14 protein-coding genes are annotated in these 13,774 nt (G+C 42.7%); 4 read left to right on the top strand and 10 right to left on the bottom strand.

Annotated elements, in window-relative coordinates:
- Positions 1 to 2: 2 nt before the first annotated feature.
- Positions 3 to 1,190, bottom strand: a complete 1,188-nt coding sequence (locus tag OCU28_RS05865; protein ID WP_261815291.1) for a class I SAM-dependent methyltransferase — start codon at positions 1,188 to 1,190, stop codon at positions 3 to 5.
- Between the two features lie 124 nt (positions 1,191 to 1,314).
- On the opposite strand from OCU28_RS05865, the gene yccX reads away from it, so the two are divergent.
- Positions 1,315 to 1,584 carry an acylphosphatase gene (gene yccX / locus OCU28_RS05860; RefSeq protein WP_261817440.1) on the top strand — a complete coding sequence of 90 codons (270 nt, stop codon included), beginning with the start codon at positions 1,315 to 1,317 and terminating at the stop codon, positions 1,582 to 1,584.
- On the opposite strand, the gene OCU28_RS05855 is transcribed toward yccX, so the two are convergent.
- The 6 genes from OCU28_RS05855 to OCU28_RS05830 all read right to left on the bottom strand — a co-directional run bounded on the left by OCU28_RS05855 (position 1,579) and on the right by OCU28_RS05830 (position 7,092).
- Positions 1,579 to 1,908: a TusE/DsrC/DsvC family sulfur relay protein gene (locus OCU28_RS05855; RefSeq protein WP_261817394.1), complete on the bottom strand. Its 330-nt coding sequence runs from the start codon at positions 1,906 to 1,908 to the stop codon at positions 1,579 to 1,581. The genes yccX and OCU28_RS05855 overlap by 6 nt on opposite strands.
- A 93-nt stretch (positions 1,909 to 2,001) precedes the next feature.
- On the bottom strand, positions 2,002 to 2,664 hold the full coding sequence (locus OCU28_RS05850) for a Bax inhibitor-1 family protein (RefSeq protein WP_261817393.1): 663 nt from the start codon (positions 2,662 to 2,664) through the stop codon (positions 2,002 to 2,004).
- Positions 2,665 to 2,919: 255 nt separating this feature from the next.
- On the bottom strand, positions 2,920 to 3,669 hold the full coding sequence (locus OCU28_RS05845) for an amino acid ABC transporter ATP-binding protein (RefSeq protein WP_261817392.1): 750 nt from the start codon (positions 3,667 to 3,669) through the stop codon (positions 2,920 to 2,922).
- A 16-nt stretch (positions 3,670 to 3,685) separates the two neighbouring features.
- Positions 3,686 to 4,783 (bottom strand): amino acid ABC transporter permease, encoded by a 1,098-nt coding sequence (locus OCU28_RS05840; RefSeq protein ID WP_261817391.1) that lies wholly within the window; start codon positions 4,781 to 4,783, stop codon positions 3,686 to 3,688.
- A gap of 2 nt (positions 4,784 to 4,785) precedes the next feature.
- A complete protein-coding gene (locus OCU28_RS05835) occupies positions 4,786 to 5,988 on the bottom strand; it encodes an amino acid ABC transporter permease (RefSeq protein ID WP_261817390.1) in 1,203 nt (400 codons plus the stop codon).
- A 75-nt stretch (positions 5,989 to 6,063) separates the two neighbouring features.
- A complete protein-coding gene (locus OCU28_RS05830; protein WP_261817389.1) occupies positions 6,064 to 7,092 on the bottom strand; it encodes an amino acid ABC transporter substrate-binding protein in 1,029 nt (342 codons plus the stop codon).
- Between the two features lie 438 nt (positions 7,093 to 7,530).
- Between OCU28_RS05830 and OCU28_RS05825 the strand changes: the two genes are divergently transcribed.
- Positions 7,531 to 8,472, top strand: a complete 942-nt coding sequence (locus tag OCU28_RS05825; protein WP_261817388.1) for a precorrin-2 dehydrogenase/sirohydrochlorin ferrochelatase family protein — start codon at positions 7,531 to 7,533, stop codon at positions 8,470 to 8,472.
- A 46-nt stretch (positions 8,473 to 8,518) separates the two neighbouring features.
- On the opposite strand, the gene OCU28_RS05820 is transcribed toward OCU28_RS05825, so the two are convergent.
- Positions 8,519 to 9,001: a YajQ family cyclic di-GMP-binding protein gene (locus OCU28_RS05820; protein ID WP_261817387.1), complete on the bottom strand. Its 483-nt coding sequence runs from the start codon at positions 8,999 to 9,001 to the stop codon at positions 8,519 to 8,521.
- 10 nt (positions 9,002 to 9,011) lie between these two features.
- Complete coding sequence (locus OCU28_RS05815) at positions 9,012 to 10,064, bottom strand: 3-deoxy-7-phosphoheptulonate synthase (RefSeq protein ID WP_261817386.1); 1,053 nt, start codon at positions 10,062 to 10,064, stop codon at positions 9,012 to 9,014.
- Positions 10,065 to 10,308: 244 nt separating this feature from the next.
- Here OCU28_RS05815 and OCU28_RS05810 point away from each other — a divergent pair, with 244 nt between their 5' ends.
- Together OCU28_RS05810 and OCU28_RS05805 are read left to right on the top strand one after the other, a co-directional pair.
- Complete coding sequence (locus OCU28_RS05810; RefSeq protein ID WP_261817385.1) at positions 10,309 to 11,172, top strand: putative PEP-binding protein; 864 nt, start codon at positions 10,309 to 10,311, stop codon at positions 11,170 to 11,172.
- Between the two features lie 87 nt (positions 11,173 to 11,259).
- On the top strand, positions 11,260 to 12,096 hold the full coding sequence (locus OCU28_RS05805) for a CvfB family protein (protein ID WP_261817384.1): 837 nt from the start codon (positions 11,260 to 11,262) through the stop codon (positions 12,094 to 12,096).
- Between the two features lie 144 nt (positions 12,097 to 12,240).
- Here OCU28_RS05805 and rsmF read toward each other — a convergent pair whose 3' ends face one another.
- Positions 12,241 to 13,668: a 16S rRNA (cytosine(1407)-C(5))-methyltransferase RsmF gene (gene rsmF / locus OCU28_RS05800; protein WP_261817383.1), complete on the bottom strand. Its 1,428-nt coding sequence runs from the start codon at positions 13,666 to 13,668 to the stop codon at positions 12,241 to 12,243.
- Between the last annotated feature and the right edge of the window lie 106 nt (positions 13,669 to 13,774).

Genomic DNA, 13,774 nt, shown 5'->3' with positions numbered 1-13,774 from the left:
ATTTATAGTACTTTGGCAGCAAAGCCTTTGAGGTATAAGCCTTCAGGGTAGGCGCTATCTATGATGTGGTCTTGGGCTTGAGTGAAGCTTTCAACAAACTTCACTTCACGTCCTGCATCAAGTGCGGCGTCAGCAATTATCTTTTGAAAGAGGTTGCTTTCCATTAACCCAGAACAAGAATAGGTAAGAAGGGTACCACCAGGTTTAAGGATCTGCATCGCTAGCATATTGAGGTCTTTATAACCGCGGGCTCCACTGGTGAGGTTGGATTTAGAGCTCACCATCTTTGGTGGATCCATTATCACAACATCGAACTTGGTTTTTTGGTCACGATATTCACGTAATATTTTAAACACATCTGCGTTTAAAAACACCGCTTGTTTGGGAGCAAATCCATTAATTTCTGAGTTCTGTTTTGCGATATCCAGTGCCGGTTGTGAAACATCGATATTGATGACCCGCTCTGCACCACCTTTTTGAGCGTATAACCCAAAACCACCCGTATAGCTAAAGCAATTGAGAACTTGTTTGCCTTTGACGTATTTCATTGACTGTAAGCGACTGTCACGCTGGTCGAGATAGAAGCCAGTTTTATGCCCAGACAAGATATCAACTTGGATTTTTATACCATTTTCTTCAATGATAATCGGTTCGGTTGGGGCATTACCATGTAGCACGCCAGTGGTTTCTTGCAAACCTTCTTTTTTACGCACTGCCACATCTGAGCGCTCGTAAACTGTGCACTCAGGGAAGCATTCAATCAGCGCATCAACGATATTCTGTTTATGAAACTCTGAACCAGCACTTAGAAATTGGCATACTAGGTAATCTTGATACTTATCGATAGTCACGCCTGGCATGGAATCGGATTCAGCAGCAATCAGACGGTAACCCGTTAATCCACCTTGTTCAATAAACGCTTCTCGAATTAAAATAGCACTTTTAATACGAGAAACAAAGAAGGCTTTGTCGATATTTTGTTTAGTAAAGGTCCAAACTCGAGCTCGGATTTGGGAATTAGGTGAATAAGCCGCTTTAGCAAGCCACTGCCCGTTATTTGCATATACATCAACGGTTTCTCCTAACTCGGGTTCGCCTTTGACGCTGTCGATTCCGCGAGAAAATATCCACGGATGACGACGACGAACGGATTTGTCACGTCCTTTAGCTAGGGTAATTGATGCACTCATATTGGGTCTCGATAGGAAATTTTGTGTCATTGTGGTTGATGAGACAGTTAAAAGCAAATGCTAACCCATATCTGTTGGGTCAGCTGGGTATATACTGATCAAAGGCAGAAATGTGGAGGTTCAAATGGATGTGTGTTGTCAGTTTTTAGTTAAAGGGCGAGTGCAAATGGTTGGGTTTCGATATCATACTGCCCATCAAGGTTTAAAATTAGGTTTGAGTGGCTATGCTAAAAATCTAAATAATGGCAGTGTTGAGGTCGTCGCTTGCGGAGAAGAAATGCGTGTAGCACAGCTGGCGAAGTGGCTACAACAGGGGCCAATAACGGCATCGGTAGAGTCATTAGACGCCCAACCAATACCGTTTCAGCACCATAGCGGCTTTAAAATACTATAAGCATTTTGCAGGTTTTGGTAACCCGGCCAGTTTAGTAGCTTGTTTTGCAGGGCCCTGTTTAAACAGTTTGAACAGGTATTTACTATTGCCTTTTTCAGGGCCGTGCGCTTTTTCAATGGCTTTGACTAGCATGCGCACAGCTGGAGATGTATTAAACTCTAAATAGAACGCCCTAACAAAGTGCACCACCTCTAAATGGGCGTCAGTGAGCTCAATGCCTTCTTGCTCTGCTAATACCTGTATCATGCCTTCTTCCCATTCTTGGAAATTTAGCAGATACCCCTCAGTATCAGTTTCAATCTGCTTATCTTGATATACAAACATAACGGTCTCTGTATTCTATTTTTATAAATTATCGGTAAAAACAAAAAAGCCCGCAACCTGTGCGAGCTTTTAAAATAGACGACTGATGAAAGATTAGTCGTTATTCATAATACCTAGAATACTAAGTAGGCTGATGAACATGTTATAGATAGATACGTATAGTGATACGGTTGCAGAGATGTAGTTAGTTTCACCACCACGTACGATCTGTTGAGTCGTCAACAAAATGATACCCGTTGAGAACATAATAAACATCCCACTCATTGCAAGATGAAGAAGTGGCATCTGCAAGAAAATATTAGCAACCATACCGATAAGCAACACGACAAAGCCAGCCATCAATACGCCATTCAGTACCGAAAGGTCACGCTTAGTGGTTAGAGCGTACGCTGATGCACCCATAAATGCTAAGGCAGTACCGCCCAGAGCAGTAATAATTGCATCGCCCATACCCGCGCCAATATACATATTTAGTATAGGGCCTGTGGTATAGCCTAAGAAGCCAGTGAATAAGAAGGTAAACACTAAGCCCATGCTGTTGTTACGATTCTTTTCGGTTAGGAATAGAAGACCATAAAAGCCAACAAGCATCAGGATTAACCCTGGACGTGGTAGGTTCATTGCCATAGAGAACGCGGCAACAAGCGCAGACCAAAGTAGGGTAAGTGACAACAAGAAGTAGGTGTTGCGAAGCACCTTGTTAGTTTGTAATACACTCTCTTGAGAGCGAGTACGTGAAACCATTGGACTGTTCATAGTTTTCCTCAAAAAGACCTTTAGGTAATTAGTAATTATATTGGGTGAAAAGTTCCATTTTTCAAGCGCTATAATAAGTAAAAGCACAGCATGCGTGAATTGCAAATTGTAACAATGCATTTCATGTGCTGTGTTTTTAATCTGTAAGGCTCATGCTTGTGGCTAGATACAGATTTAATCTCATTATTAGAGTGTACGTCATATAGCAACAAATAGGGCAGCGTGAGCTGCCCTAAACTGTTAACTACGTTGCAATTAGTGATGAAGGATCTGCGAAAGGAAGTTCTGAGTACGGTCAGACTGTGGATTTTCAAAAAACTCAACCGGGTTGTTTTCTTCGATTATTTCACCAGCATCCATAAATATCACTCTGTCTGCTACCTCTTTAGCAAAACCCATTTCGTGGGTAACACAAAGCATAGTCATGCCTTCTTCTGCTAGCTCAACCATAACATCAAGCACCTCACGTACCATCTCAGGGTCGAGTGCTGAAGTCGGTTCGTCGAACAGCATGACTTGTGGGTTCATACATAAAGAGCGAGCAATGGCTACGCGCTGTTGTTGACCACCTGAGAGCTGACCTGGGTATTTTTCAGCTTGATCTGGTATTTTTACGCGTTCGAGATACTTCATAGCAACCGCTTCTGCTTCGCTTTTAGGCATCTTTTTGACCCAGATAGGTGCTAGAGTGCAATTTTCTAATACCGTTAGGTGCGGAAATAGGTTGAAGTGCTGGAAACACATACCGACCTCTTTACGGACCGCCTCTATGTTCTTTAGATCTTCGGTTAGTTCAGTACCTTGAACAATAATCTGTCCTTTTTGGTGCTCTTCTAATCGATTTATACAGCGAATCATAGTCGATTTTCCAGAGCCGGAAGGGCCACAGATTACGATTTTTTCACCTTTCTTAACCTCAAGATTGATGTTCTTTAATACGTGAAAATCACCGTACCACTTGTTCATGTCCTTTAGTTGGATCATGTAGTCTTGTTGTTGCGTCATAATACGTCCTTGATAATTATCGTTTGTGACCCGTGTGCAATTTGTTTTCTAGCCAAATCGAGTACCTCGACATGCCAAAACAAAATACCCAGAACACTAACGCGACAAATACATAGCTTTCGATAGCGAACCCGAGCCACTCTGGATCGGTGTTTGCTGACTGACCAATACCCAATACATCGAACATACCGATGATAAGTACCAAACTGGTATCCTTAAACAACCCGATAAAGGTATTAACGATAGAGGGAATAGTAATTTTAAGCGCTTGTGGAAGAATAATTAAACGCATTTTCTTCCAGTATGAGAGCCCAAGAGCGTCAGCGGCCTCATATTGTCCCTTTGGAATGGCCTGCAGCCCTCCTCGAATTACTTCCGCCATATAAGCAGCACTGAACATGACTACACCGATTAACGCACGCAGTAATTTATCGGTTTCTGTACCTTCAGACAGGAATAGCGGCAACATAACTGAGGCCATAAACAGTACAGTAATGAGAGGAACACCCCGCCATACCTCAATGTAAATGGTACAAATACTGCGGATTATAGGCATCTCAGAGCGGCGACCTAAGGCTAGTAGCACCCCAATTGGAAGAGATACGACAATACCAACTAACGCGATGATAAGGGTAACAAGTAAACCGCCCCATTTATGGGTGTCGACTACTTCTAATCCAAATACACCACCGTATAGCAGAGCTGCGATAATAAACGGATATACATTTACGAAAAACAACCAAATCCAAGTGCGTTTTGGTGTTTTCTCATATACCAAAGCGGCAATAAATATGGCCAGTGTTGCGTAGAATAGGCGCGGGCGCCACAACTCGGCTTCAGGGTAAAAGCCGTACATAAATTGTTCCCAGCGCACACTAATGAATACCCAGCAAGCGCCGGCGCTGCTGCAATCATCACGGGTGGTGCCTATCCAATCGGCATTAATAAATGCCCAACTTAAGACGTTGGTAACAAGGCTAAAAACTAAATAGCCTAAAATTATGGTTACAATTGAGTTTACTGGACTATTAAATAGGTTCTTGCGTAACCAGCCTACGATACCAACCGAATTACCCGGTGGTGGAAGGTCTGGCTGAAATTGATGTACCTTCATGCTTATCTCTCCACCAGTGCGACTTTACGGTTATAAATATTCATGACTAACGAGGTAAGTAAACTCAGAGTTAGATAGACGCCCATCGTCATTGCAATAATCTCTATCGCTTGACCAGTTTGGTTAAGTGTCGTACCTGCGAAAACAGAGACTAAATCTGGATACCCAATAGCCATTGCCAAAGAGGAGTTTTTGGTCAGGTTTAAGTACTGGCTTGTTAGTGGTGGAATGATGATGCGTAGCGCCTGCGGAATAACCACAAAGCGCAGGGTGCGGCTTCTAGGTAAACCAAGTGACATAGCAGCTTCGGTTTGACCGTGGCTTACGGCATTGATACCAGAGCGAACAATCTCAGCGATAAACGAGGCGGTATAAATAGATAACGCAATTGTTAGAGCGGCTAGCTCGGGAATAATGCTGATACCACCTTGGAAGTTGAACCCTCTAAGTTCCGGCATCTCTGCTGAAATAGGCATTCCCGCCAAGAAGTAAACCACTACGGGTAAACCGACTATTAACCCTAATGCAATGCGACCAACGGGAGTTTGTTGACCGGTGAGTTTCTGCTTATTGCCAGCCCATACTTTAATAAAGATAGAGGCGATAGCGCCAATCACTAGTGCGGCAATAACAAATCCACTGCCTGCTTCAAACGAAGGTGCAGGGAAGTACAAGCCACGTACATTTAAAAAAATCGCCTCACCAAGACTTAAGCTTTGTCGCGGTGATGGAAGCGCCTGTAGTACTGCGAAATACCAGAAGAAGATCTGCAATAGCAGTGGGATATTTCGAAAAACTTCAATATAAACTGCGGCTAAGCGACTGACTAGCCAGTTACTCGATAAACGGGCAATACCCATGGTAAAACCGAGTATTGTTGCACATATAATACCCAGCACAGAAACTAATGCGGTGTTTAATAGGCCGACAAAAAAGGTGCGACCGTAGCTAAATGTCTCATCATATTCGATAAGGTGTAAGCCAATACCAAATCCCGCTTCTTTTGATAAGAAATCGAATCCGGTGGCGATTCCCCGCGCTTCTAGGTTACCTAACGCATTGCTTACTATGGTATAGAAAAACCAAACCAGAGCAGAGATAGCAATAATTTGAAACGCAACTGAGCGAAATGTGGGGTTGTAGAGGAGGTTAGTTTTGCGAGAGGCTGTTGTGCCTTCGTCTTGGGAAACCTTCGTTGGATTCATACTACATCCTAAAATTTTATATCCGTATAAAATAAGGGCGGCGATGCCGCCCTCAGTTTCCTTAACACATGATTATTAACGTAGTGGTGGCGCGTACATGAAACCACCTGCGTTCCATAGTGCGTTAACACCGCGGCTAATTTGTAGAGGAGAACCTGTACCTACTGTACGTTCGAAGCTCTCACCGTAGTTACCAACTTGCTTAACTACTTGATAGCCCCAATCATCCTTAAGGCCTAAAGCTGTGCCTTTTGGACCATCAACACCTAGGATACGTTTAACGTTTGGATCTGTAGATTTCAGCATTTGATCCGCGTTCTTTGATGTAATCCCGTATTCTTCTGCGTTAATCATTACGTTGAGTGTCCACTTAGCGACGTTAAACCACTTGTCATCACCTTGACGCACAACAGGGCCTAGTGGCTCTTTTGAGATGATTTCAGGAAGAACAACGGCTGATGTTGGATCTTTCAGATTAAGACGAAGTGCATATAGGCCTGATTGGTCTGTAGTTAGAACATCACAGCGACCTGCGTCAAATCCAGCAGACGTTTGTGCTGCTGTATCAAATACGACTGGCTTATAGCTCATACCTGATGCACGGAAATAGTCGGCAAGGTTAAGCTCAGTGGTGGTACCGGATTGAACACAAACTGCTGCGCCATCAAGCTCTTTAGCACTTTTAACGCCTAGGTCTTTTTTGACCATGAAGCCTTGCCCATCATAGTAATTGACGCCAACAAAGTTGAGACCGAGAGCAGTATCACGGTGCTGAGTCCATGTGGTGTTACGTGATAGGATATCAATCTCACCAGATTGTAGGGCGGTGAAACGCTCTTTTGCGGTTAAAGGAACATATTTTACTTTTGTTTTATCTCCAAGTACCGCTGCGGCAACTGCTTGGCAGTATTCGACATCAATACCTTCCCATTGACCTTTAGAGTTCGGGTTAGAAAAACCAGGAAGACCAGTGCTCACGCCACAGGTTAATGAACCAGCCGCCAAAACCTTGTCTAATGTGCTATCTGCTGCGCTAGCAGAGGTAGCAACGACTGCAGTTGAAGCTGCTATTACTGAAGCTAGAATGGTGAGTTTTTTTGCCATCTCTTCGTATCCTTGTATGTAATTTCCATAGTGATGTGATATCACTCTCAACGTGACTTTGATGTATCAAAACACCTTGTTTGAGTCACCAAAGTGGGGCATATTTTTAAAACCCACTTACAAAGTAGTAGAGCTTGCTAAGTATCTCAATTGACTACAATTTGTTAGATACGTGCAAATCACGTAACTAGAATGACGAAATGTTATGCGTTTGTAAATAGTGCGGGCTTGATCAATTTTGGTGAAACAAGATTTATGCGTATCCTTATTATCAGGCTTGAATATTTGCTCTGAATTTGTGGTTATTTACCATATTATAAATTGTATATAGTTATTTATTTGAAGTAAGTATCTACAGGTTGCAAGTGTAGGATATTTTCAATGCACCATTTCACAGCAAGATATTAGCCAGTAATTTTTTAACAACTAAGGGCGTTTATGCAATACTTTCCGCTGTTTTATGATCTAAATCACAAACCTGTATTGGTGGTTGGTGGAGGTGAGGTTGCTTGTCGCAAGGTAGAGGCATTAATTAAAGCTGGGGCATTAGTTACTGTTGTATCTCCTAGACTCGATCCGTATCTAGCAGATCAGTACCATCAACAAGCTATTATATGGATAAAGTCCTTTTATCGCTCTGAATTAATAGATGACTTTATTCAGGTATGGGCAACAACAGACAATCCACAGCTCAATCATCGGGTGCACCATGATGCAAAACGCGCTGGAATCATGGTTAATGTTGTTGATGATACGCCATATTGTGACTTTATTACGCCATCAATGATTGAAAGAGGTAAGGTTCAGATTGCCTTTTCAAGTGGGGGGGCATCTCCGGTACTTATTCGTAATTTGCGCAAGTTATTTGAGGCGGTGTTACCGCAAAATTTGGCGCTGCACGCGGATTTTGCGTCTAGTAAACGTGAAGATATTAAACAGTATCTATCTGATGTAAGAAAGCGGCGACTTTTTTGGGAGGCATTTTTTAGTAGCGCCGCGGTATTAAAGGCGCAACATTATAGTGAGCTTGAAACTGCGTATCACGCACTGTTAGCTAGTCAAAGATTCGAACCAAGTTTTAAGGTGTTTTGGGTTGAGACAGGTGATGATTTTGAGCTGTTGAGTCTTAAAGCATTACGACTGATGCAAAACGCTGAAATGGTGTTTGTGCATAAAGATATCCAGCCAGTGTTTATTGAAGGTGTACGCCGAGACGCTGAGCGTGACACATGGACATCGATGGTGGAACTTAAACCCATGTTAGAGGTTCAAAAACACAAATCTACTAATGTTGTTATCTTATTGCCTAGACTTAACTCGATGTTAGAAGCGGAGATAGAGCTTGGCTTTGATAATGTTGAATTGTTGAGAAGTCTTTAAAAAATGGAGCCTAAAAGGCTCCATTTTTGTATGCAACTAACCAAGATTAGTCACGAAAGTTTTCATATTGGAAAGGTTGACCTAATTCGCTCTGCTTAATCAGCGCGATACTAGCTTGAAGGTCATCTCTTTTTTTGCCTGTGATACGAACTTTATCACCTTGAATACTAGCCTGAACCTTAACCTTGTTATCCTTAACAAGCTTAACGATCTTTTTAGCCATGTCTTTATCAATGCCTTGCTTAAAAATAATCGTTTGATACCAGTTTTTGCCAGAGGCATCTTCTTTCTGCGATTCCATGCTATTTACATCAACACCACGTTTGGTGAGGGCGCTACGCAGGATATCTCGCATCTGTTTTAACTGGAAGTCGGCTTCTGCTGCCAACTTTACTTGGTCATCTTTAAATTCAAAGCTTGCTTTAATACCACGAAAATCGAAGCGCGTAGCAAGCTCACGGTTAGCATTTTCTACCGCGTGGCGAACATCAACGCTTTCAATTTCTGAAACGATGTCAAATGAAGGCATCTGTTTTTCCTTATTGTTGAGTCTTTACTGCACTAGAAAGGATATCAAGCATCTCAACGGTATGCTCCCAACTTAAGCATGGATCTGTGATGGATTTACCATATTCCAATGAAGTTAGGTCGTTCATCGGTTGATTGCCTTCCTCTATGAAGCTTTCAGCCATAATTCCTGCAATTTGAGTGCTGCCAGATTCAATCTGCTGTGCGATATCTTTGGCTACATCCAGTTGACGGCGGTGCTGTTTCTGACAGTTAGCATGGCTAAAATCGACGATTAAGCGCTGTGGCAAACCAACGTCACCCAATGCTGAACACGCTGCTTGGATTGATTGTGAGTCAAAGTTAGGACCAGTATCACCACCACGTAAGATAACGTGACCATGTGGGTTGCCCGCAGTTCTATAAACAGTCATGCGACCATTTTTGTCTGGTGAGTAGAAGTAGTGGGACGCTTTTGATGCGCGGACAGCGTCGATAGCAATCTTAACGTTACCGTTGGTTCCATTTTTAAAGCCAACAGGGCATGACAAAGCAGACGCCATTTCACGGTGAATCTGTGATTCAGTAGTACGTGCACCAATAGCACCCCATGAAATAAGGTCAGTAATATATTGGCCTGTAATCATGTCTAAAAACTCAGTGGCAGTAGCAAGTCCAAGCTTATTAACGTCAAGTAGAAGCTGTCTTGCCATATTTAGGCCAGTTTCCAACGCGTAACTGCCATCAAGATTTGGATCTGTAATCAGACCTTTCCAGCCGATAATAGTACGAGGCTTCTCAAAGTAAGTACGCATTACAATAAATAATTGATCTTGATACTGCTCTTGAACGGCCGCTAAGCGGTTAGCATAATCTAATGCCGCTTGTGGGTCATGAATAGAGCATGGGCCTACGATGACAAGTAGACGATTGTCTTTACCATTCAAAATATCTTGAATTTGTTTACGAGAGTCGTCGATGTGTTTAGCAACTTCGTCAGTCAAAGGATGATTGGCTGATAATTCACTTGGTGTAGGTAGTGGACCTAGGGCTTGAGTTCGTAACTCATCAGTTTGTAAAGGCATATCAAGCTTCTTAATTAGTTAAATTAGGCTGGGATCAGCAGACCTTAAAGATAACGGAAATATATGTATGAATAAACGTGAAAAGCAGTTTTATCGTAGTTTGTCATATAATTGAATAAGTTTTAATCACATCAGCTGCACAATAAGCCCTGTTTTACGTTGAAAGGCGTAATGACGCTTGGGCTCGCTATACTTTGGTGGTATGTTGGTAAAAAACCTTTATACAGAGATTTCAAGGAAGCCCATGTCCCAGTCTAAACATTCAGTTGGCAGCTCAATTCAACATACTTCGCAGTCTGCTCCACATGTATTTCTTTCTTTAGGTGACTTTCTTCAAGAGCGTCTTTTCTTTCACCCAAGCTTACTTGATGAGCGAGAGCCTCTTGGTGAAGGTGATGAAATGGCGCTTAATACCATCTTGGAAGGTCGCAGCATCGATGAATGTTACGATGCGACCTTGGCTGTGGTTATTGACGCTTTAGATATTCAGCCAGACCAACGGGTGCGCTTTGAATTAAACAGCTGTGATAGTAAAGATTTGGCATCTCTTATTGGTGGTGATATTGAAGCACAAGAACAAAACCCTTTAGTAGGGCTTCGTGGTGTCGCTCGTTATACAGACAGCAACTGTAAGAAACCCTTCATCCGTGAATGTGAGATAATCAAATCACTACGCGCTAAGGGCATCGCCATTGAGGTTGTGGTACCGTTTGTTAAAAGTTTAAGTGATGCTGCGCGTGTTATTGATGCGTTAGCAGAGCAGGGATTACCGCGTGGGCTTAATGGTCTGCGCGTGTTATTTGGGGCTGATACACCTTCAGCGGCACTGCTGAGTGAGCGCCTTCTAAAATATTTCGATGGTGTAGTGGTTGATCTAGAAGTTCTAGCGCAATTGACCTTGGGTGTTGATATGTCCAATGAACACGTTTCGCAAGCCTTATCTTTAGATAACGAACCCGTACTAGAGCTTGTGAGTCGTGCGTTCGGCAATGCTCAAGCGGCCAATAAATCCCATATATTATTGTTGCCTGAGAGTGCGTACCAATCCGATAAAATCCATGATTTATTGAACGACTTTTTGAGCACGGATGTGGTGCTAAAAGGCTAAATAGCTTGTAAAGTTTGTTTTGCACACTACAATCACCTCGAATCTTTTCTGGGACGGTGAACGTCCCGCACTACACAGAGAGACACAATGATCAAAGTTGGAACCATTAACAACTTAAAAGTTACTCAAATTGAAGAGTTTGGGGTGTTTTTAGATGCTGACGATTATGGCTCAGTATTACTGCCTAAAAAGCAAAAGCCCGCAGAGCTTGAGGTTGGGCAATACCTTAAGGTGTTCCTTTATTTTGATTCCAATAATGAATTGTGTGCAACGCGTGAAACCCCAGTAGCACAAGTTGGAGAGTGGGGGCTAATGCGCATTAGTAGCGTTAATAGCACCGGCGCTTTTGCTGATTGGGGTATCGAGAAAAAAGACCTACTTGTTCCTTATGGCGAGCAACGTGCTCGTTTTAGTGAAGGACAAACCGTCTTAGTATACGTGTATAGTGATAAAGCCAGTGGTCGTATTGTTGGGACAACCAAATTCAACAAGCTACTAGATAAAACCCCTAAACACTATAAAACAAATCAGCAAGTTGAATTGATCATTGCTGAGCGTAGTGACTTGGGCTTTAAGGCAATAGTTAATGGCGAACATTGGGGCATGATATTTAGCTCTGATGTGATTGGTAAAATCTTTGTCGGTAAGCGTCTTAAAGGCTATGTGAAACAAGTTCGCGAAGATGGAAAAATTGACCTAGCGTTACAGAAAGTAGGTTCAGAGAAGTTAGATGATCTTAGTGATAAGATCATGACTTTACTGCAAAAGAAAGATGGATTTTTGCCAGTGAATGATAAATCTGCGCCAGATACAATCTTCAATTTGTTTAGAGCAAGTAAAGGTACGTTTAAGAAGTCTATCGGTGGTCTGTATAAGAAAGGACTCATCACCATAGAAAAAGATGGCATACATCAGGTTAAATAGAATCAAAAAAAGAGCCTAGGTTATCCTCACCTAGGCTTTGGGGAATGGCTCTTTATCAAAAGAGCCTACGCTAATTAATTATCTAAGTTTAGTATAGCTTTCCCTTTCTACAAGTCAGTGGCATTTTTATCTGTAGAGTACTCACTAGAAGAGGTTCGTATCACGCACCATTTCTCTAGGTAGCCCGTTCTTTATCCTATTTCCTACCCATTTACCAAGGCCAATAGTGACACCTTGATAGCGGACTAATACCTCACCTTGCTTATTTTCTGACTCTGGACGGATATCACGCCCCATATACCACTGCCTAGCATCGTCTACTGACAGTTCGACCGCACTAGATTCACTGTTATTACATAATGCGGTTATGGCTTGATGTTGCCAGCGGTAGCCTTTCTTATGTGTTTCAGCCAACTTAATCCCAATTCTTTGAAATCTAAGCTGACGCAATAATGATTCAATTGGGGCAGGGAATAACCAAATTTCATTATCCCTTTGCCACAATTTAAAGCTGCCGGGTATCTCAATATCAACACTGTGCTTAAATGCTTTAGTTACCGTGTCACACTCCTTCCTAGTGAGAGGAGAGAATGGGAATTTACCTAGGCGCTTTTTAACCTTTGGCGGTGTAACTGAATCCACTTTTCGAAACTTAGCAATAAAAAAACCTTCACAGTCATAAACCTGCGGGTAGACGTGAATATGCCCTTGCTCTGTCAATGAGTGCTCAACCCCTTCAAATAAGCCATCTAGCGGAATACTTTCAATCGCATCGTCAAAGGTATCTAAAAGGTGTGATACAACCCCTTGGTTTTCTTGAGTATTGAGAGTGCAGGTTGAATACACTAAAGTGCCACCTGGCTTCAGTGCGTGGAAGGCACTTTCGATTAGGTCTTGCTGAGTGTTGGAAATATCAGTAACCGATTCAAGGCTCCAGTTTTTCATGGCATCGGCGTCTTTTCGTAGTGACCCTTCACCTGAACACGGCGCATCCAACAAGATGGCATCGAAGGTCTCTGGTAGCCAACCCCCAAATACGCGTGCATCAAAATTGGTGAGTGCCATGTTGCCAACCCCACAGCGCATGAGATTGCCAAACAATATTTTGACCCGGCTCGCGGCGTATTCATTCGCAACAACTAAGCCGTTACCGTTAAGTGCAGCTGCGAGCTGCGTTGTTTTAGAGCCAGGAGCGGCAGCCATATCTAACAAACGCATATCTGGGGTGATCTCAAGGTCTTTTAATAGTGCGCTTACCGGCACCATTGAGCTTGCTTCTTGAATGTAGAACAGGCCAGATAAATGTTGGCTGGTATTACCTAGCGATATTGTCTCACTTTCGTTGTCAAGCCAAAACCCTTCACTACACCAAGGTATAGGGGTCAATACCCAGCCCATTTCGCTGGCTTGGACGATAAAATCCGCTACGGATATCTTTAGCGTATTCACACGAATGCTGCGTTTTAGTGGCCTGCGACACGCTTCAAGAAGTTCGTCTAAATCAAGGTGAGCAGGCAGTTGTTGTTGCATGAGGTCAATAAACTGCTGAGGGATATATACATTTGGGTGCACGAAGATGCTCCGGCTGTTAAAGGGGCGTGCAAAGTGTAACAGCACACCCTCATTAATTTAAGACTAATTCTTCTCTCTATAGGTTAAAAGAATCAATCGACTCGGT

Origin of the sequence: Vibrio gallicus, from assembly GCF_024346875.1 — a bacterium.
Lineage (GTDB): Bacteria > Pseudomonadota > Gammaproteobacteria > Enterobacterales > Vibrionaceae > Vibrio > Vibrio gallicus.
The sequence above is the reverse complement of the archived record's forward strand: the minus strand, read 5'-3'. Positions and strand labels throughout refer to the sequence as shown.